General features: G+C 47.1%; 19 protein-coding genes and 1 pseudogene. 11 read left to right on the top strand and 9 right to left on the bottom strand.

What is annotated here, in order from left to right:
* The first annotated feature begins 1 nt into the window (after position 1).
* The 11 genes and pseudogenes from CWM47_RS17200 to CWM47_RS17245 all read left to right on the top strand — a co-directional run bounded on the left by CWM47_RS17200 (position 2) and on the right by CWM47_RS17245 (position 11314).
* On the top strand, positions 2-1369 hold the full coding sequence (locus CWM47_RS17200) for a sensor histidine kinase (RefSeq protein ID WP_100989484.1): 1368 nt from the start codon (positions 2-4) through the stop codon (positions 1367-1369).
* Positions 1370-1404: 35 nt separating this feature from the next.
* Positions 1405-1713 carry a nucleotidyltransferase family protein gene (locus CWM47_RS17205; RefSeq protein ID WP_100989485.1) on the top strand — a complete coding sequence of 103 codons (309 nt, stop codon included), beginning with the start codon at positions 1405-1407 and terminating at the stop codon, positions 1711-1713.
* Positions 1706-1834 carry a hypothetical protein gene (locus tag CWM47_RS39790; protein ID WP_262512017.1) on the top strand — a complete coding sequence of 43 codons (129 nt, stop codon included), beginning with the start codon at positions 1706-1708 and terminating at the stop codon, positions 1832-1834. Before CWM47_RS17205 ends, CWM47_RS39790 begins: the two co-directional genes overlap by 8 nt.
* A gap of 12 nt (positions 1835-1846) precedes the next feature.
* Entirely contained in the window at positions 1847-2041 is a 195-nt protein-coding gene (locus CWM47_RS40260) for a HepT-like ribonuclease domain-containing protein (protein WP_394342018.1), read from the top strand.
* Positions 2042-2054: 13 nt separating this feature from the next.
* Positions 2055-2237, top strand: a pseudogene (locus tag CWM47_RS17215) (DUF433 domain-containing protein); the annotation flags it as partial.
* Positions 2238-2465: 228 nt separating this feature from the next.
* The gene (locus CWM47_RS17220; protein ID WP_100989487.1) at positions 2466-2939 is read left to right on the top strand and encodes a Uma2 family endonuclease; all 474 of its coding nucleotides are present in this window, start codon (positions 2466-2468) and stop codon (positions 2937-2939) included.
* A gap of 160 nt (positions 2940-3099) precedes the next feature.
* Positions 3100-4563 (top strand): DUF3375 domain-containing protein, encoded by a 1464-nt coding sequence (locus CWM47_RS17225; protein WP_100989488.1) that lies wholly within the window; start codon positions 3100-3102, stop codon positions 4561-4563.
* Positions 4564-4640: 77 nt separating this feature from the next.
* Positions 4641-5258 carry a DUF4194 domain-containing protein gene (locus CWM47_RS17230; RefSeq protein ID WP_100989489.1) on the top strand — a complete coding sequence of 206 codons (618 nt, stop codon included), beginning with the start codon at positions 4641-4643 and terminating at the stop codon, positions 5256-5258.
* Positions 5191-8613, top strand: a complete 3423-nt coding sequence (locus CWM47_RS17235; RefSeq protein ID WP_170069433.1) for an ATP-binding protein — start codon at positions 5191-5193, stop codon at positions 8611-8613. The genes CWM47_RS17230 and CWM47_RS17235 overlap by 68 nt, the downstream gene beginning before the upstream one ends.
* Positions 8614-8699: 86 nt before the next feature.
* Positions 8700-9878, top strand: a complete 1179-nt coding sequence (locus CWM47_RS17240; RefSeq protein ID WP_100989491.1) for a Wadjet anti-phage system protein JetD domain-containing protein — start codon at positions 8700-8702, stop codon at positions 9876-9878.
* A 62-nt stretch (positions 9879-9940) separates the two neighbouring features.
* Entirely contained in the window at positions 9941-11314 is a 1374-nt protein-coding gene (locus CWM47_RS17245; protein WP_100989492.1) for a neutral/alkaline non-lysosomal ceramidase N-terminal domain-containing protein, read from the top strand.
* Between the two features lie 9 nt (positions 11315-11323).
* On the opposite strand, the gene CWM47_RS17250 is transcribed toward CWM47_RS17245, so the two are convergent.
* The 9 genes from CWM47_RS17250 to CWM47_RS17285 form a co-directional block, all read right to left on the bottom strand.
* A complete protein-coding gene (locus tag CWM47_RS17250) occupies positions 11324-12178 on the bottom strand; it encodes a DUF3037 domain-containing protein (RefSeq protein WP_157815978.1) in 855 nt (284 codons plus the stop codon).
* Positions 12175-13095, bottom strand: coding sequence for a HipA family kinase (locus tag CWM47_RS17255; RefSeq protein WP_157815979.1), 921 nt, complete (start codon positions 13093-13095; stop codon positions 12175-12177). The genes CWM47_RS17250 and CWM47_RS17255 overlap by 4 nt, the downstream gene beginning before the upstream one ends.
* Complete coding sequence (locus tag CWM47_RS17260; RefSeq protein ID WP_157815980.1) at positions 13052-14368, bottom strand: DNA double-strand break repair nuclease NurA; 1317 nt, start codon at positions 14366-14368, stop codon at positions 13052-13054. Before CWM47_RS17260 ends, CWM47_RS17255 begins: the two co-directional genes overlap by 44 nt.
* A 26-nt stretch (positions 14369-14394) precedes the next feature.
* Complete coding sequence (locus CWM47_RS38935; RefSeq protein ID WP_206170654.1) at positions 14395-15261, bottom strand: ATP-binding protein; 867 nt, start codon at positions 15259-15261, stop codon at positions 14395-14397.
* 78 nt (positions 15262-15339) lie between these two features.
* Positions 15340-16503, bottom strand: coding sequence for a helicase HerA domain-containing protein (locus CWM47_RS38940; protein ID WP_206170656.1), 1164 nt, complete (start codon positions 16501-16503; stop codon positions 15340-15342).
* Between the two features lie 33 nt (positions 16504-16536).
* A complete protein-coding gene (locus tag CWM47_RS17270) occupies positions 16537-17511 on the bottom strand; it encodes a DNA-methyltransferase (RefSeq protein ID WP_100989496.1) in 975 nt (324 codons plus the stop codon).
* A 529-nt stretch (positions 17512-18040) separates the two neighbouring features.
* Positions 18041-18493 carry a pPIWI_RE_Z domain-containing protein gene (locus CWM47_RS17275; RefSeq protein ID WP_100989497.1) on the bottom strand — a complete coding sequence of 151 codons (453 nt, stop codon included), beginning with the start codon at positions 18491-18493 and terminating at the stop codon, positions 18041-18043.
* 210 nt (positions 18494-18703) lie between these two features.
* A complete protein-coding gene (locus CWM47_RS17280) occupies positions 18704-18952 on the bottom strand; it encodes a hypothetical protein (RefSeq protein WP_100989498.1) in 249 nt (82 codons plus the stop codon).
* Between the two features lies 1 nt (position 18953).
* Entirely contained in the window at positions 18954-19769 is an 816-nt protein-coding gene (locus tag CWM47_RS17285) for a hypothetical protein (protein WP_100989499.1), read from the bottom strand.
* Positions 19770-19776: the final 7 nt, after the last annotated feature.

Genomic DNA, 19776 nt, shown 5'->3' on the forward strand with positions numbered 1-19776 from the left:
CATGAATCGATTCGTTCTCGGTATAGGCTGGCGCATTGTTGGTATTGTTGGCCTTACCGGGGCGATAACCTATTTCTATCTCCAGCAAGCGAATGGCCTGGCCATCTTTGCGCTGCTTGTTACTCATATCGTTTTATCGGCCAACCTGTATCGGTACGTTACGGGCCTGAACCGTAAGCTGACCCGATTTCTGGAGTCAGTACGTTACTCTGATTTTGCCGTTGCCTTCCGGGCCGATAGTAATTTAGGCCCGTCTTTCTCTGAACTCAACGACCAGTTCAACGAAGTACTAGACGCTTTCCGGCAGGCGCGGGCCGAGAAGGAGGCTAACCTGCATTACGTCAACACCATCGTTCAGCACGTGAGTGTCGGACTCCTCACCTTCGACGCAACCGGTCAGGTGGAGTTGGTCAATCAAACGGCCCTTCGGCTGTTGGGCATCTACCGAATCCGCACGCTCAACGACCTCAACGCGACCCATCCCGATCTGGCCGATATGCTCCGGGCCTCAACGGCTTCCTCAACTCCCGTATCCTATCAGACCGGTACCGATGGTGAACTGTCGGTGCGCTGCACGGCCGTCCGGCTGCGGGGACGGCTCGTAACGGTGGCCTCTATGCAGAACATCCGTTCGGAATTGCAGCAGCGCGAACTCGAAGCCTGGCAGAACCTGACCAAAGTGCTGCGGCATGAGATCATGAATTCCATTACACCAATTGTTTCCCTGGCGGGCACCATGCGCGACATTGTCGAAACAGATTTGGTGCCGCTCTCGTTGCCAGCCTTCACCGGACAGCAGTCCCCGGCCGAGTCTGCCTTTGTTGCCGAATCGGTCAATGATTTGCGGGATGCGTTAACGACCATTGAACAGCGGGGCGCGGGTATTATGCAGTTTGTGGATGCGTATCGGCATTTTACGACGATTCCACAACCCGTATTTGCCGATGTATCGGTGGAGCCGTTAGTGCGAAACGTAGCGCAACTAGTGCAGGCCGATGCGCAAAAACACCATATTTCGATTTCAATATCGTCGCCTAATTTAGCCATTCGAGCCGATGCGGCCCAGATCGAAATGGTGTTGCTGAACCTGATAAAAAATGCGGTAGAAAGTCTGGGTAAAACACCAAATCCAACCATTCAAATCGAAGCCGAAGCAACGGGCCCCCGTGTGGTTATCCGCGTCACCGACAACGGGGTTGGTATCGAACCCGAGGCCCTGGAGCAGATTTTTATTCCCTTCTACACGACCAAGAAAACTGGTTCCGGCATCGGTCTAAGCCTTTCTCGTCAAATCATGCAGCTTCACAACGGCCAGCTTACTGCCGACTCCAAACCCGGCGAGGGGAGCACGTTTAGCCTGGTGTTCTGAGGAAATTCGTTATACTTACAGCCAAAACTATTGACATGATCAACGCCGTTTTAGCTAATAAACTACCCGTAGTCACTCAAATCCTGCGTGAAAATGGTGTAAAGCGGGCCTTTGCCTTTGGTTCTGTCTGTACAGAAGAGTTTAACGAAGCTAGCGATATTGATCTGTTAATTGCTTTTGATGATACACTGGACCCGATTAGTTATGGGGAAAACTATTTTACGATTGCACACGCCCTGGAGTCTGTCTTGAATCGTTCCGTTGATTTAGTGACTGAGCGATCGTTGAAAAATCCTTATTTCATATCGGTATTGGAGCAGACAAAAACGGCTATTTATGAGTGATGAAATCCGTAAATGGCTGGTGGATATTCTGGAAGCAATTGCTTATATCGATTTTCATTTAGGTGGCAAGCGCGATTTTATTATTTACCAGAATAATATAATAAGTCAACGTGCTGTTTAGCGAGAAATAGAAATAATTGGAGAAGCGACTAATCGAATATTAAAAGTAAACGCCACAATAGCCATTTCGCATGCTCGGCGAATCGTTGATTTACGTAATCGGGTCATTCTCGCATATGATGTAGTAGATGAAGTGATTGTATGGAGTGTCGTTGTCAAAAGCCTTCATCTATTAAAGCAGGAAGTTGAGCATCTTTTAAGCCTTTAGTCAGGGGAAGCCAACCCTTCGGAATATGCGGTTCACCGTGGCGCAATTGCTGGAGTTGCTAGCGGCTGGAATGACTGATCAGGAAATTCTGGAAGACTACCCTTATCTTGAAGAGGCAGATATTCAGGCCACCTTGCTTTATGCGGCCCACATTGCCAACGCTCGTACAATTATTAATCTGCCGCTTGCATCCTAGTTCGTTGTGCTGAAGTTTATCGTTGATACACAACGGCCGCTAATGCTGGCAACTTACTTGACCTGGAAGGGTTTTGATGCCATCCACACGACTTATTGTGCTGAAAATCACTTATTACAGGATAGCAAATGGTATGTTATCTTCAATAGCAGATCATACATGAAAGGCACATTTATTCTATAGTAAATTTTCGTTATACTTACATAAACTTTTAAACGCCGGAGTGACATGGAAGCGGTAACCGAACAGTCGGCATATGAACAGGAACGCGGGAAGCCTATGCCGAGTAAAGTACATGCTTACGTCCAGAGCAATATCATCTTTGAACTAAAATCCCGGTATAAAGACCGCTTCACCTTCCTATCTGAAATCAGCCTTGATTTAAACGGTTGGTGGTCGGTGCCTGATTTGGCAATTTATCCGAAAATGGCGATTGATGTTCGTCAGGACGAGATTCGGATAACCACACCCCCGCTCTGTGCAATCGAAATCATATCGCCCATGCAGAGCCTTCAGGAGTTGGTCGACAAATCGAAAGCTTATTTTGAGCACGGTGCTCAATCGTGCTGGTTAGTGTTGCCCGGCCTTCGCTCCATTTACGTATTCAGCTCGTTCGACGATTTTAAGACCTTCACGCATACCGATACACTGCTGGATGACACACTGAAAATCAGCATTCCACTGGCCGAGGTGTTTGCGTAGAAATACACCGTTAGGATGGCTTTGCCAGTTGATTGCACGTGTTTTTGAGAAAAAGCCAGCTTTGGACTGGTAAAAAATTTATAAATTTAAAAAGAACGTAAATAGGTTACGTTCTTAACGAATAGGTTTGTGCTCTGGTCATTACACACTCGCCTATCGTATGTCTGAGAAAGCACCAACCTTTGATTATTACTGGGTCAAAAACCTGTATGAACGACATCCGGTGCTGGCGGCTTTCCGCAAACGAGCCGATGGTTTTTCGGTTATGGTTTCCTTTCTGCATGAAGCCTTCGAACAGCGTCGGCAAAGTCGATACATTGAGCCAGACCTGATTAACAAGTTAACCGATTTTTTGCTGGCTATCGACGTGTTGGATAGTTCGGCTAAAACACCCCGCGATTATTTAGAGGAGTGGACTAAAGACGGAATGCTTCGTCGGTTTTATGACGATTTACTACATGATGAGCCATTCTACGAATTGACACCTGATGCCGTTCTAGTGCTGCGGTGGCTTCAGGAGCTTGATCAAAACGAGTTTGTTGGAACAGAATCAAGGCTACGAGTTTTGTTCGATTTACTTGAACAATTAGCCTACCGAAGTTCGAGCGATAAAGCAAGCCGGATTGAGCAGCTACGGCGAGAAATTCAGGAACGGGAAGCCGAAATTGACCGGATAGAGCGGGGTGAGCTTGACGTTTGGGATGCTACGCGTATACGGGAAAATTTTCAATTAGTGCAGGAAACAGCTCGGCGGCTTCTGGCTGATTTTCGGCAGGTTGAGCAGAATTTCCGTGATATCGACAGGGGTTTGCGCGACGAAATCCTGACGACTCCGCTCTCCAAAGGGAATCTTTTAGATAAACTGTTTTCAACGATTGACGAACGGATCTGGGGGCGAGATCAAGGCAAGAGCTTTCGGTCGTTCTGGGAGTTGTTGATGAATCAAGCAAAACAGGATGAGTTCGATATGTTGCTGAACGAAGTTGTTCAACTATCTGCCCTGCGGGAACTGGCTCCTGCCCTTCGTGACCTCGAACGACTCAAGTTCGATCTGGTCGAAGCCGGGGGTAATGTAAACCGGGCGAATGACCTGATTATAAAAAGCCTTCGACGGCTAATTGAGACTAATTTCTTTCGCGAACACAAACATATCCTTCAAAAAATAGAGTCAGTATTGGAGCTAGCTGTCCGTGTAAAGGCTCAGCCACCCAAAAATCGCGATTTAATGCACATTGATGGAAAACCTCAACTCGACTTCTTCATGAATCGTCGGTTGTTTCATCCATCAGTCGTGGCTACCATTCGTTCAGAAACGGTTGACGCTGGCGAACAGGATGCCGATATATCGGCATTATTAACTGATGACGATGTGTCGCTGGAACAATTGGAAACAAACATCGGACAGCTATTACGGCACCGTCCCCAAGTGTCACTGGCGGCTGTTTTAAGCGAATTTCCCCCTCAAAAAGGACTTGCCGAGATTGTTGGCTACCTGTCTTTGGCTTCTCAGAGCGAAGTACAAAATAAAGCCACAGTGAGTGAGGATATACAGGATGAGATAGCCTACGATACAGATGAAGGTTTACGTATGCTCCAATTACCGAGAATCATCTTTATTCGATAATTTTTCTAACAGGATTTACAACCGGGCCGCCGATGCGGATGAATATGATTTTATAACCCTGTCAAGCACAAGTACTTATGGATATCGCTCAAATCGAAAAAGCGCAGGTAATAGGAGCACTCTATAAAGGCCCGCTTCACCAACAACAGGACAGTCCGGCCCGAGACCGACTTTGGCGTCTATTACTCAAGCATCAGCAAGCAGTTCGTAAACACTTCGCTGAATGGGGAGGAGACATACATCTCGATGAAGCTGAAGGGTATGCCCGCCTAATTGAGTTAGATGTAGAAGATGATATTCGTGACCAACTCCCGGCACTCATTGAGAAGCGGCCACTAAACTACCCAACTACGTTGCTGGTGGTGTTGTTCCGTAAGCAGTTAATTGAACACCAGCGATTTTCCGGCGAAAATATGCTTCGTGTCAATCGGGCTGATATACACGAGCAATTGAGTAATTTTCTGAACATCGGCCAGAAAGACGAAGCCAAAGTGCGCGACCGAATCGACGAGTCGATCAATACACTCGAACGCTACGGACTGCTACGCAGCCTGGGAAATGCGGACGATGAATACGAGGTTCGACGGATTCTTAACTCGTTTGTCGATATCGAATTCATCAACGAATTTGAAGAGAAACTTCGGCAGTACGCCCTTACCTATTTTAAACAAACGCCTGACCATGACGTCGACTGATCCATTCGCCAAAGCAGGCTACCGATTGCACCGCCTGGAAGTGCTAAACTGGGGCACGTTTAATCAGAAAGTATGGCACATAGAGCCTAATGGCGATAATGCCCTCCTAACGGGCGACATTGGCGCGGGTAAGTCTACCCTGGTTGATGCGTTGACGACCCTGCTGGTGCGTAACGACCGCATTACCTACAACAAAGCCGCTGGGTCTGACAAGCGGGAACGAACACTTAAATCCTATGTTTTGGGCGCTTTTAAAGGCGAAAAATTAGAAACATCACATAAAAGCAAGGCAGTTTATCTGCGTGAGCCGGGCACTACGCATACAGTTTTGCTGGCTTATTTTACGAATCAGAACACCAATCAGGTCGTTACGCTGGCGCAGGTATTCTGGCTGGCCGATGTGACGGATTCACCCCATAAATTTTTCGTTGTTTCGGAACGGGAGTTAACGGTCAAGCAGCATTTCGTTGGCTTCGACAGTATTCGCGACCTCAAACGGCGGTTAAGGGAACAGAAGGAATGGGTATATGATACGTTTGAGGACTATTCAACCCGGTTCCGGGCGCTGCTGGGCATTCGAAGTGAGGAGGCACTCGATTTGTTTTATCAGACCATTTCGATGAAACAGGTAGCCAACCTAACCGATTTTGTGCGGGCGCAAATGTTGGCAAAAACCGATATTGATCAGACCATTGAAACCGTTATTCGGCGCTTCGACGATTTGAACGCAGCTTATGAAGCCGTGCAGCAGGCCCAACGACAGTTGCTTTTACTGGAACCCATTACCAGCCGTTGGCAGACGTACAAACAGCAGGAAGCTGCAATTGCTGATTTAGCGCAAATTGCCGACGAATTGCCCCTCTTTTTCGCCTATCATAAAGCGCAGCTGTACCGCGAAGAGCTAGACGCATGTGATACGTACTACGGTATTGAAGCGGGCAAACGCGATGAGCTTGAGCGTGAGGTAGATGATACAACGGCTCGCCTGAATGACTTACGAATAGCACGCGAAACCTCATCGGTAGGCCAAAGACTAAAGGCAATCGCGCAGGAGATAGACAGTAAAAACGACGTACGGGCAAAGCGCACTGCCAATGCCAAACAGTCTCGCGAGTTATGCACTTTACTCGACTTAGCAACCGCTCTGGATGTTGCGACGTTTACGGTGAATTTGCGGCAGTTGAACCAGGTTGCAGAGCAACTTGACAAACACCGGGTTGTTGTTCAGCAGGAGCGGGACCGACTGATGCAACACCTCTGGCAACTGGCCGACGACCGTAATGAACTCCAGACAGAAATTGTATCGCTCAAACAACGTAAAACGCAGATTCCTGACCGCTGGCTGACCATTCGCCGACGTATTGCTGAAGCCGCCAGCTTAACGGAAACTGATCTGCCATTTGCCGGTGAACTGATTCGGGTAAAACCTACGGAAACTGCCTGGGAGGGGGCTATCGAACGCCGATTGCGCGGCCTGGGGCTGAGTTTACTGGTTCATGATACCGATTACAGTCGGGTGGCAGATGCTGTCGAACGAATCACGCTGGGCGAGCGAGTGGTCTATTACCGAACCATTGGTCACGACTATCGCTCCATAGATAGACTATCGGCCCAATCATTGGTGAACAAAGTTGACATCAAAGACGACAGCCCATTTTTCGACTGGCTTGATACCCAGCTTCGGCAGGAACATAACCTGATTTGTTGTGAATCTGTAGATGAATTTCGGCGGACTCCCTACGCTATGACCCGCAACGGACAGGTAAAAATGGGGAAGATGCGGCACGAAAAAGACGACCGACGTGACCTGACCAATCGGCGGGATTATGTACTGGGGTGGAGCAATGAGCAAAAAATTAATGCGCTAACCCGCCAACTGGCTGAATTAGATGCACAGCTTGGTCGAACGAAGACCCAATTCGACGAACACGAACGGGTATTAAAACAAATTGACGGACAAAGTCGGGCAATAGACGAGCTTCGTAAACAGCGCGACTTTGCCGACCTCGATTGGCCACACACAGCCGCTGAAATCGAACAACTGGAAACGGAACGGCAAACATTGACCGGGCAATCCTCCGAATTGAGCCGGCTTGAGGAAGCTATTCAGCAGACAAAAAAGACGCTTGACCTTAAAAAAGAAGCCTATAAGAAACAGGCTGAGGAAGTTGGTAAGTTAAAAAACCAGACTACAACGTTAGCTGACAAACTGTATAACGCACTCGATACGATGGATGTGGTAAATCAGGATGCCGACCTGCTGGAATCGTTTTTCCGGAGCGACGATGATGTAATGGAGCAGTTGCCGCTTTGGTTACAACGGCTTAATCGGCTCACTATTCCGAACGATCAACTTTCCAGTACACACAAAGCCGCCATTGTTGAACGCCTGGGAACCGCCGATTTGAACGCTGGTAATATTGAACGGAAAGAGGACGAGCTTCGAAAACAATTGACCGGTAAGGATGGCGAAATTGACAAATTGACTGGACAGAAAGAACGAACAGGGCAGGATGTCGTCAAAAAAATGCAACAGTATTGTCATGCGTTTCCAGTCGAAAGCCGCGATTACGAGGCCAGTGTGACACCCATAGCCGCCCGCGATTTCGAAGAACTCTACCAGCGCATTACCGACGACGATTTACCCCGCCACCGGGAACGTTTCCGCAGGGAACTCAAAGAAGGTACCATCAACAGCATCGTTCATCTGCAAATGCAGCTTGGGAAATCGGAAAAAGACGTAAAGGATAAAATACAAAAAATTAACGAACGGCTGGCCGAAATCACATACGACACGGCCTTAGATACCTACATCCAGTTAGTACCCGAACCCGTTACAACGGCTGACATTGCCACCTTTAAAAATGACCTGCGCAACTGCCTGAGTAACAGCTACGGCGATACGGATAATTATGCCGAACGGAAGTTTGCCGATGTCAAACAGATACTGGACAAACTGATGAGTCAGGACGAAGTAGATAAACGCTGGCGCGACAAAGTGACCGATGTGCGGCAGTGGTATTCGTTTGGTGCCAGTGAGCGGTATAAAGAAACCCATACGGAGAAAGAATACTACAGCGATTCGTCGGGAAAATCGGGTGGGCAGAAGGAAAAGCTGGCCTACACGATTCTGGCGTCGGCCATTTCGTATCAGTACAATATCACCTGGGAGGGCGCCCCGCGCACGTTCCGGCTGGTGGTTATTGACGAAGCCTTTGGCCGGGGCTCGAAAGAAAGTACCCGGTATGGTCTGGAACTGTTCGGGCGGATGAATCTGCAACTGCTGATTGTAACACCCGGCGAGAAAGTCAACATCATCCAGCAGATACGTTCAGCATGTGCATTATGTGGCTAAGGGTGTCGACGAAACGTCGAAGGTGCGTAACCTGACCATTCGGGCATATCAGGAAGCAAAGGAATTGCATAAAACTGCTGTAGCCGATGATTAGCCCTGATGAGGTACGTCAAAAAGCCGAACGCTGGTGGACGAATGGCTCCTTATTGCGGGCTTGTCTGGACGGTACGATCGACACCTTTTTCCCCAGGGATATTCCGCAGATCGGTCTCGATAAATCGGCCGACAAATTAACACGGTTTATTACCATTCAACAGGAGCAGGAAGCGTTACGTAAGCAGGCTAAGTCGACCATTGGGTATGGCTATTCGCTGGAATGGACCGCTCAGGGGAGTCGGCAGGTGGGACAGAATCAGTACATCACCCGAATTTATATCGAGTCGCTTACCGATTATCTCAGGCTGATCGGAAAAACCGCCGAGTATCAATCGTTTGTACAGACCTTAGCGCTTGTTCGTACTACCGCGCCATCGCTCCTCAACCTGTTTGAGCGAATGCCCCGACTGGTGATTGACCAAGCCGACAACTGGCCTGATCTGCTAACAGTTGCTGGTTATTTTATACAAAACCCGAAACCCCGGCAATACGTACGGAGCCTGCCCATTGCCCTGCCCACCAAGTTCATCGAAAACAACCGGCCCATACTTCGCACGCTGCTGGATCACCTGATTCCGGAACATCTGAACGCCGACGAATCGGATTTCTACAAACGCTTTCATCTACAGGTGGAGGAGCCGCTGGTTAAAGTTCGGTTTCTGGATGCGTTGGTACGTCTGCACCCTGCCTTATCGCATATCAGCATCTGGCTGAGCGAGTTTCGGGAGTTGCGTTTGGGTGCGAGCCGGGTGTTCATCATCGAAAACCTCACAACATTTTTAATCTTCCCAAATCGAGCCGACAGCATCGCCATCTGGGGCGGAGGTTTCGCCGTTACCCTGCTGGGCGGCACCGACTGGCTGGCCGACAAGCAAATCCTGTACTGGGGCGACATCGATGCCCACGGGTTCCTGATTCTGAACCAGTGCCGCAAACAATTCCCCCAAACGCAATCGCTCCTGATGGACCGCGCCACCTTCGACGCGCACAAGCACCTGGTCAGCAAAGGCGAAACGACACCCGTGGTTGACTTGCCCTACTTGACGGAGGAAGAACGCGCCTTGTTCCTGCTGCTCAACCGCAATGGGTGGCGCGTGGAGCAGGAGCGGCTGGGAGCGGAGTGGCTAAAGGAACAATTGCTCATGAAGACGACAGGCGGGGATGATTAATTGTTGGGTAGCTTTATGTTTCGTTTATCTTTTATTTCTTGCCTGTATAAACGGCTAGACCTATGAAAAAACTGCTGAAAAATAAGATAAAACTGTTAGTTATAGGGCTCATAAACGCCGTAAACCTGGTTGTTGCGCAGTCTACTCCACCAGCTTCGCTTTCGGTAGGGGCGGCCAAAGTAGACATAATACCGGCCCTGAATGAACTGAAGAAACCGTATTACGGCATTAACGACAACATATACTCCAGGGCTGTTGTCGTCAACAATGGCAATTCGACTGTAGCACTTGTTTCGGTAGATATTGGCGGTATTAACGACGAAATGGCGGATCGTATTCTTACTAAAATTACGGCCACATCAGGCATTCCTGCCCGAAACATACTGATCACCGCTACGCATACGCACAGTGTGCCGTTTGGGATCAGCGGAGACGTTTTCGAGTCTAAAATTGCCAGTGCTGTCAAACTGGCGAAAGACAAGCTACAGTCCGCCCGTGTCGGTTACGGCGAAGGTGTATCGTACATCAACGTGAACCGCAATATCATTGACCCTGACACCCGCCGGTGGTGGGAAGGCCCGAACTACGATGGCCCCTCCGACAAAACCGTAGCCGTGGTCACCTTTGAAACGCTGGCCGGTAAACCCATTGCCATCTATTACAACTATGCCATGCACGGCGTTATTGCCGGTATGTTCGATCAGGTGAGCGGGGATGTACCGGGGGCTACGTCGCGCTATCTGGAAAACAACTTCGACGATGAAGCGGTGGTCCTCTGGTCGACCGGTGCCTGTGGTGATCAGAACCCCATCTATTATCAGCAGACCTACGATTTACGCGAAATCCGCGTTAAGGAGTACGCCAAACGCGGTATCGACATCAGCAATAAAATGCCGCCCGGTGGCGAAGGGCTGGATCGGAAAGACCCGAAGGTGATCAAACTGATGGAACAGCAAAAGCAAATGCTGCTGTCGATGGGGCAACTGCTGGGCGAGGAGGTGCTACACGTTGTGCGGAACACCAAACGCAAGACAAGCAACCCTGTTATCCAGGCCGATCAACGCATGATCACCTGCCCCGGACGCAAACGGCTGGATGAGGGCCGGGCGGGCTACGCGGGTACGTATGCCGATGCGGATTCGATTCCTCTCCGGCTAGGGTTAATCCGTCTGGGCGACATTGCGCTTACAGCCGTCAACGGCGAGGTGTTCAACCCCATTTCGACCCGCCTTAAAAAAGAATCGCCGTTTGCCAACACTCTGATGACCACTTTAACCAACGGCTATGCCCGCTCGGGCTATATTCCCCACGATGCCGCGTTTGGCACCTACACCTTCGAAGTTGTTTCGTCGCGGCTCAAGCCGGGTTTTGCCGAAACCGCAATTGTCAATGGCTTGCTCGATATGATGTATGCCAGCCTGCAAGTAAAGCCGTGATGGGTATGCTTATCTGAGGGCTTCGGCCGTCTTCTGCGAATAATCGTCTAATTTCTCTTCCTCAATGATGTTCACCCGGGGCTGATTCGCTAATAGCTGAACGGCCTGCTCATAGGGTTTATACAGTTTTCGGTCTTTCGGCCGGGCGACCAGCACATCGAAGCGGGCATTGCGTCGTTCTGCATAATCATTAAGAACAGTAAACTGGCCTACGTTAAGCGTTGCTTTTTCGTTGATCGACTGCTCTAGCTTCAGATCGAAACTAACGGGCTTTACCAGATTATAACTACCATTTTGCCAGGCAAATGGAAACTGATACGCAAAGCTCGTTCCTTCTGGCTTAACCGTAATCGGCTGCTCAAAAGCCTCACGCGATAACAGGCCATCCAGACGCTGACGAAGCAATTGTTTGTATTCTTTCAGCAAATAGGTTTCGTCATGACGTGGGCGATACTCGTCTTCTTCATAGAACGAGAGATACAGTTTATAGAATTGCTCGCCGATTGCTGATAAATCCTCTGTGTATAAAACTGATGTTTTTACCTCACCAAACTGCAAGGCACTACTGTCGCGGATCAGAATTTCGTTGTCAATAAGTTGCCGTGGATGCGCTTCGTAGTCAGCGAAGATTTCGGGCTGTTTCGTTAATTGCTTTGTTCGGGCGACAATGCCCTTGAAGTAGGAACGGATTACCTTTTCGGCAAACTTAGGGTATAGTTTTCGGATACGTCCTAACCGCTCGGGGTGTAGAAAAACAGCCTGGCGTTGCTCAGGAAACAGTAGCAATACACCAACATTCAGTACTTCACCCAATGATTGGGCGTACCGGTATTGCAGGACGCTATAGTAGAAGACTGAGCTCACGCGATAAGTGTGGTTAAGAATTTACAGAACTCTCCGGCGCGGGCTTTAGTTTGCAACAGATGCTCACGAATAACGGGATAATTCCCGATTTCAATACCTTCAAATTGCAAAGTTATAGCTTCTGAATCCAGCGAACTAAGCGATAAATTTTCCAAAAAATATTGAAATGTCTCAAAAAGGCTTGCCTTTTCGGGGACGGACATCCGTTTAAGCAACGGATAGAATAAATGCTTATCGTATGGATAATACCATGCGCTTCGGTCGAACGAAGGCATCACATAGGCATCTGGCGTAAGCGTATCATTAGCGAAAGGAAATATCTGTTCATGATCTATCAGAATTAGCGTATCGTCGTCAATCAGCAGATTGGGTTTGTTGCGGGCTCCACCCCGGTCAAGGTTCCAGACCAGATTATCGAACGCAAAGATAGTGCCCATGTTATAGCTTTTCAACAAAGATCTTTGTTGTCTGACATCAACAATAGAGGAATTTGGTATTTCTTTTGAACCAAATTTTAGGCCATCTGCAATCTCACGTAACCGTAATGCTTCTCGTTCTGGTAAATCGTTTACGAACGTATCACTAAACATAATTAGTGCACATTCAGGTATAATCAAATCAAATTCTTGGGCTAATATGTTGCCAAATACCTCCTTGGCAATTGGGTGAAGTTGTAGAGTCTGCTTTTTAGTGAACAGCTTAACTACATATGGCACAAGGTTGCCTTGATCGTTCACCTGCGTAAGCCACGGTTTGGTTGAACCGCCGGATCGAATCGGACTTTGGTAAGAAGTGGCTTCTAGTATTTTCAATATTGGCCCAAATTTAAATTTCTGATTTTCAAAAGACATGCTGTCTGCCAATTCATCCGATTTAAGTGGCCCTCCCTTGAGCAAACCGTTGAAGAATACCAGCACTTGGGCGGTTTGATAGGGAAACTAACTTATTTGCCAATGCAATGGGCATTATAGCATTATCATACATATCGCAGCGCAGTCTGGCTACGTTTGTTAAAAGGACCTGCAAATCTTTAAGAGAGCTTGCTGTGGGCTTGATGGATAGTTTAGGAACCGGTACCGTCACTACATATACTGCTTCTTCTGGTGTTTTGAATATTAGTTTTTGACCATAATAAGACGTATGCGCGTATGGTTCTGTGTTATCAGCTTTTCCAGGAGTAATGTATTTGTATATATAATCATTGTCAAGTAATAAAACTTGTCCAGGTTTTAATAAGTGAGAGATTTCTTTGGCATGCTCGACGAACGCACCACTCTTTTCCAAGCCTACAAGGTATAAAGAGTGATATTTTTGTTGCACAAACGAGACTAAATCAAGCATTGGTTTGTGCATATTGACAGTCTGACCAAAGAAGCCTAGTGGGCCGTCCTTAAAGAAAAATATCTCTTTAAATAGTGTTGGCTTGTTATCAAGAATTATGCGAATAAAATGTACTAATATCAATTGCTCAATAGCAGTAGTGACATAACCCATAATGCCTCCAGCCCCAAGTTCGTCATCAATAGCCTCATGTAAACGTAAGACGTCTATAAGAAGCAACTCTTGTCTGCAATTTGAGCAAGGCATGGAGTAAGTAGTAGGGTGTAACTGAGCTACTTTTAATTCAACTCTCTCTTGACAATGAGGGCATTGTGATAAAGTGTAAGATGGGAGCTGTTGATTAGAAGGTAGATATTGACGAAATACAAACCAACGAAGCGTATCGAGCATTGACTTTGCATCACCTTTGCGGGGGATAGCAAAGAATGCCTGCAAAGTACGACGGATGGAATGGGTAATACTACTCTCTGTAGCCATCACATAGTTGCGTAGTGGTAGTACCAGCTTTAATCGATCCATTTGGCGAAGCCGTGCCATATCATCAGGGTCGATGAAAGGAATCTTCTCAAGACCCTCCAAATCATCCCGCCGGAAGTGTAGTGCACCAAATTGGAAAAAACATAGAGCCGCAGATGGATGACCAGGCTCAACGACAATTTCTTGGTAACCACCATCAAAGGCCATGAAACTTTCAATTGGGTTATTTATGCACTCTTGGTAATCAATCAGAATATGTTGGGATAGACTGATGTCGCTAGGCTTTATGCGCGGAGCAACTTGGCTCAAGTATTGCTTAACAGTTTCGTCTTGGATTACGTAACGGTGGGAGGTTTTGGATGCCCCTTCCATCGGGCGCCGGTCTGAGGAGTATGCCATTATACGGGTGAGGGTAGACTGCCTTCAGTGACAGTGGAAACATCATTTGGATTTTCTGGTAGAACTTCTGCTTTTTTTCCAAAAAGCTTCACTTGAACTGGAATCACGAATGGATTAGAGTAAGTTTTCATTCGGACAAAGCCTTGGTCACTGCTGGCGCTGAATCGGACAAGGCCTTCCGTAAAGTCCCCAAAATCATAATACTTACGCAACTCACGAGTTTCGTCTTCATTGTTGAGGTGAGCAATGAACCAGTTCTGGGTATTCTTCAAAATGTTTGAGCTAATCGAAGATACTTCCTGGGTAGCGTAAGTCATTCCAAGATTAAGTTTAGCTCCTTCCTTTGCCAAGCGATTGTAAATCTGTGCCAAGTCTTTATCATCTTTCTTTGGAAAAAGGTTGTGTGCTTCTTCAAAATAGAACTGGATAAAGTTATTGGGCTCATTCGCAATAAACCTTGCCATTGAATCCTGAAAGATTTTTCGGCAAATACGTTCAGAAAACATACGTTGTAATGCCGGATCGCCTTGTGATAAGTCAGCGATCACAATGCCTCCAGAGCGAAGGTGATTGATAATGTCATCTTCGAAAGGTTTGCCGTCTTGTTCTGTATGTTGACTGCGAATTCCATTCAACTTTTGGTATCCGCTCACGATAGCTGAGGTGGGTGTCTTTTTTTGGGTTAGCATTACCAAAAGTGCTTTAAGCCCCTCATCTGCCCATTCGTGACCTTTGCTAGCCAAGTAATTTGTGAAAAAAGAATGAGTAGGATAGTTAGACCAGATAGTTGTCCACCACTTTATCGCATCGTCGAGCTTAATACCTTTAGATGGATCTATACCCCCAGCGAGAGCATTCAGTTCCACGTTCCCATCAAATTTAACCTTAAAGTTAGCAGGGGCTACAAAATCTGCTTTTCTTAAGGAGCACAAATAGGCGGCCTTTCATCTATCATAACGGGTAGCTGCTGAACCAAATCTGTCCTTCTCGTAATTGTCTGGTCGCGTCATGTCGACAGCTAAGAAGCTTTTTATATAATCGCCAGACTCTTCCGTTAAATACGCTTTTACTAACTCAAATCCTGACTCAACATCGTTGAAGAAATTAACCTTCATTACGCGAAATCCAGGCTTACTTATTACGCTGTAGCGTAGCGTCTTGGACTCGTATATTTCAAATATAGCTGTGCCTTTATCTTGAAGATTAGCATTAGCATATTCGCCATTGACGTCAAATATGATCTGACCGGCTGGGTATCTTGGCATGCTTCCTTCAAATGGCTCCAGCAACGCTAATTCTACCTCAGTAATTTTGGAGTTCTCTGTTCTCTTGTCCGGCAAAGCAGGACTGACAGCTAGAGCAGTCATATTTTCGACTGCCTCAATAATAATTTTGACTGTATTAGATTTTCCAGTTCGTGTCATGCCAAACATGGCAGTACGTTTACCAAGAAAATCTTTAGGCGTTACATAAACAGGTACGTTGGGTGTTGCTTCTTGAAAACGCCTGGTTGAACTGTATCTTACTGAGCCTAAATTAATGTCAGTTGCCGCTCCCGTAAGCTCTCCTTTACGAAAATTGATAATTTTCTCCAACACTTTCGCATTGGGTTTAATAACTTTATAGTGGTGAGCACTCATGAAGTTCTCAACATCCGCTCCAAAGCATGTCTCATCATCTTTATCTGCATAGAATGTTCCCAAGACACGGCACTCAACACCGGAGAACGAAAACTCATAGCGCGTAAATTGATCTACATTCACCTTACGGCCCTCCGAAGTAAGCCCTTCTTTATAGAACTCCACCATTGATGCTACCACATCTGAATCAGTTGGTAACGAAGTTGGGCCAAGTACGCGTAACAGGATGGCTTCACGAACATCAGCTTCGTTTACGTTGATATAGTAAGCTAATAAAAATGAGCCTTGGGGCAGACCACCTGCTTTCATCTTCCAGGCATCGGCGACTAGTAGTCTTGCTTTATCATAGTCAATGTAAAAGGGGTTGCCAACAAAAACACCTGTTTTGGGCATTTGGATGGCTTGGTCCTGCTCGAATAAATCAATGTTAGCCAGTTTGGTAATTACGGAGGTAAAGCCTGCTGTCATCTAATAATCAAAGGGTGAAGGGTGAAGATAGAATTATTTAATAGCTGATTTTTTTGTTGGCGCAATAGCATCCTCAAATCGAAGCCTAGCTTGTTGGGCAAAGCTTTCTTGAATTTCAATACCAACCCAGTGACGGCCTAATCTTTCTGCTACAGAACCTGTAGTGCAACTACCTGCAAAAGGATCTAATATTAAATCGCCCGGCTCAGTCAGAAGCTCGGTATAGAAAGAAACTAATCCTTCCGGCATACGCGCAGGGTGGGGTGTTATACCCTCTCGGCGACAAGCTTTAGAAAATGCATCAGATGAACCCGTATTAGCAATACGGAATGCATTCGGTAATCGAGGTTCGTCGCCGGGATGAATAGGTTCTATCTCAAAAAGGTTATGTGCAATAGAGCCTCCATGATCTGTTAAAAAACCAGTTGCGCTAACAACATGCTCTGAAGGTCGCTTACCAGCGTTATAAGATTGGCGTTTAAGAAGCCGCTCCATACTAGCACTATATGGGCGTAATGCCCTTCGGTTGTCAGCTTTCGGATTATCTGATTTAGAGAGCCACCAAACGTGGGTGTATGAATCTGTCATGCGGACTCTGTCAATTGTGACCCACTGCGCAGGAGATGGCAAACGGGCTGGATTGTAACAGATAGACTCTTGGCAAAGGCGCAGGCCAGCATCGGGATGTTCAGCAAAATCAAGTAGACACCGAAGAGGGAGTAAAGACTGCACCGGTCGTTCAGACTCCCATGCATTTCCAATCTCAATAACTATAGAGCCATCAGGAGCCAGTAGTTCTGCGAAAACAGGAGCCAAGCTAACAAACCAATCTTTATAGGTTTCTCCAGTTTTGTTACCATAGCTCTTCTTTTGGTTAAGTGGAAAAGGGGGGGAAGTCATAATGAGGTTAACTTTCCCTTTTAATTTCTCACCAACACTACCTTGTAGTAAGTTCTCGGAATCACCGAGATATAGTTCTCCTGAATTAGTTTTAAAAAAGGGCTTCATTATTGGGTTGGGGTCGAACGCCTGCCGTAAGGCTATCTAGAAATGGTGGATTAAGCTGATTGATATATACACAATATTAGGCTTGAATAGAATTTAAGCTGTAGCTTTAAAACAGCAGACTAAGGTAATTAATCTTGTCTAAAGATATACTATTACTAAGTCCTTGTAAAATTAATCATATGTAAAAAGTTTTTTTTGCGCTATTTATATAGTCATATCAAACTGTCCTGTCTCTCTAAATTAAGTCTAAGCTTACCACTTTAGATCGTTCGGGATCAACCTCAAAAACCACCCTTTTTAAGGTTTACCCCCTCAGTCACCATCCCATTTAGGGTGATTTTTGAGGTAAACATTAAAAATCACTTTTTTAATGCCTATATAGCTCACTTAACTATAGAGCTGAATAGATGAGATAACCATGAAAATAGGCGCTCTACCTATTCTCTTTGGCCAAGCATAAATCGCCAAACACAAAAAAAGCGGACGCCAAAACGCCCGCTAACTTCTTTCACTACACAATTCTCTTCTCTCACGCCACCGCCTTAACAAACATACCCAGCCGCTCCCTCAGCAGATACCCACTCACATCGGTGCGGAGGGTGCCTTGCGAGTTGTAGGCCTTTAATTCGGATGGAAGGGTGGCGTATTTGGCCAGCGCGTTGTACCAGGCACTGCGGTCCATGTAGGGGGCCAGCAGGATACGGGCCTGGCTCAACGCACGGTGCTGCCGGGGCGACCAGATCGGCCGATTCCGGTAAATAGCGCCGTGGCCTGTTAATAAATCAGGCAGAACCTGTGGCGGTGCAAGAGGAACCAGTTCGGCTAATAAATAAAGACCCAGCTCCACATTGAGCAGCCGGTTGGCTACCATACCAGGTAGCGCATGCCGGAAGCGCAGCCGGGTCGCCAGTGGCTCCTGCCAGTGAAGAAGACTGGCAAGGGCCGGGCGGGAAACACGGGGGGTGGAGAGAAGAGTGTTCATCGTATTTGTTGTTTATCGTTCTTGTTGAATCAAATTTACTACTACAAGAACGTAACCTTTTTACGTTGTTCTCTTTTTTGAAAAAAAAGTTTTAACTATTTCTACGATTTACTTTCTCATTGAATTTCACCGAAAACAAAAACAGCAGCAGGCAGAAACGGATACAACGTCTGCCTACTGCTGCCAGAAAAAGTACGATAAACAACTGCATTACTGCAGGGAGAATGCCGCCCGTGGAAAATGAAAAACGCGGTGCTTCCCATTGTCATCAATAGTCCAGTTCTCCCACAGGCTGATCACAAACAGCCATTGCGAAACATCGGCTTGGCGGGCTTCGTAGCCACGCTGACGCAGGGCTTTTTTTACGGCCAGTGTGGTTGTACTGCCTTCGGCCAGAATAAGCGTCGTGGCAATAAAGCGCACGACCAGCGGGTCCAGTTTTTTGCGTTGTAACTCCATCTTATGCCTTTATTTTGACAATGTATCGAAGCGTACATTGTGCCGGGTTGTAAACAATGAACTCGTTTTTTTGCAGGCCCGAACGCTGGCGCACAAACACTGAATCATACTGGGTGTCTTTGTATTTGAGTACGTCGGATGTTAGCTGTACATGCCTGATTTCCTGTTGAGAAAGCTCAAGCTGTTCGCCAACGTGTACTTCATAAATGGCCAGATAATCCTCATTCGCCTGTCCTTGTTGAGATGCATCCTCGGGCGAGTGGCTGAACTGGTCGACAAAGTGAATGCCGTATCCGGACGATTTACCTGTATTGATGGCGTTTGCCGGGCTGAGCGTCGGATTTGTTCTTAACATGGACAGCCAGTTGTCACGGCGATTGCTGTGCCACAGCGCTACCGTCTTGCGATTTTTCTGTTGCCGAACATAGGTATTGAAAACGGCGTCGTTAACAGCATGCCGTACCATGAAAGCGCTTTCCAGCGTATTGGCATCGGCGCCCATCATACGTTTAATGAGCGACAGGACGTGGTTATCGGCTACTGACTCAATCGTCAGCTTCATGCTTTCGAGCGGTGTCACTGGTTTGGCGTCGTCATACGAATTGGCTTGGTCTGTATATCCCTTTGCCTTCTTTTCGCGGACTTTTCGATCCCAATGCGCTATGGGATGTGTGGCCTTGCTCCGAAAACCACCCACACGGCCATAGTACACATCGAACGTGGCATTTTCTTTTTCCCGCATTTCGTAGTATTTGTTATTGTTTTCGGCGGTCATCATCATGAGTTTCATCGTTCGCAGAGTTTGAATCGGTGGCATTGGATAT

The sequence above is a fragment of the Spirosoma pollinicola genome, from assembly GCF_002831565.1.
In the GTDB taxonomy this organism is placed as follows: domain Bacteria; phylum Bacteroidota; class Bacteroidia; order Cytophagales; family Spirosomataceae; genus Spirosoma; species Spirosoma pollinicola.

Excerpts from the sequence above, each read along its gene's own strand:
- CWM47_RS17200 (WP_100989484.1), top strand. The coding sequence starts at position 2 with ATGAATCGATTCGTTCTCGGTATAGGCTGGCGCATTGTTGGTATTGTT.
- CWM47_RS17205 (WP_100989485.1), top strand. The coding sequence starts at position 1,405 with ATGATCAACGCCGTTTTAGCTAATAAACTACCCGTAGTCACTCAAATC.
- CWM47_RS39790 (WP_262512017.1), top strand. The coding sequence starts at position 1,706 with ATGAGTGATGAAATCCGTAAATGGCTGGTGGATATTCTGGAAGCAATT.
- CWM47_RS17220 (WP_100989487.1), top strand. The coding sequence starts at position 2,466 with ATGGAAGCGGTAACCGAACAGTCGGCATATGAACAGGAACGCGGGAAG.
- CWM47_RS17225 (WP_100989488.1), top strand. The coding sequence starts at position 3,100 with ATGTCTGAGAAAGCACCAACCTTTGATTATTACTGGGTCAAAAACCTG.
- CWM47_RS17230 (WP_100989489.1), top strand. The coding sequence starts at position 4,641 with ATGGATATCGCTCAAATCGAAAAAGCGCAGGTAATAGGAGCACTCTAT.
- CWM47_RS17240 (WP_100989491.1), top strand. The coding sequence starts at position 8,700 with ATGATTAGCCCTGATGAGGTACGTCAAAAAGCCGAACGCTGGTGGACG.
- CWM47_RS17245 (WP_100989492.1), top strand. The coding sequence starts at position 9,941 with ATGAAAAAACTGCTGAAAAATAAGATAAAACTGTTAGTTATAGGGCTC.
- CWM47_RS17260 (WP_157815980.1), bottom strand. The coding sequence starts at position 14,368 with ATGGAAGGGGCATCCAAAACCTCCCACCGTTACGTAATCCAAGACGAA.
- CWM47_RS38940 (WP_206170656.1), bottom strand. The coding sequence starts at position 16,503 with ATGACAGCAGGCTTTACCTCCGTAATTACCAAACTGGCTAACATTGAT.
- CWM47_RS17270 (WP_100989496.1), bottom strand. The coding sequence starts at position 17,511 with ATGAAGCCCTTTTTTAAAACTAATTCAGGAGAACTATATCTCGGTGAT.
- CWM47_RS17275 (WP_100989497.1), bottom strand. The coding sequence starts at position 18,493 with ATGAACACTCTTCTCTCCACCCCCCGTGTTTCCCGCCCGGCCCTTGCC.
- CWM47_RS17280 (WP_100989498.1), bottom strand. The coding sequence starts at position 18,952 with ATGGAGTTACAACGCAAAAAACTGGACCCGCTGGTCGTGCGCTTTATT.
- CWM47_RS17285 (WP_100989499.1), bottom strand. The coding sequence starts at position 19,769 with ATGCCACCGATTCAAACTCTGCGAACGATGAAACTCATGATGATGACC.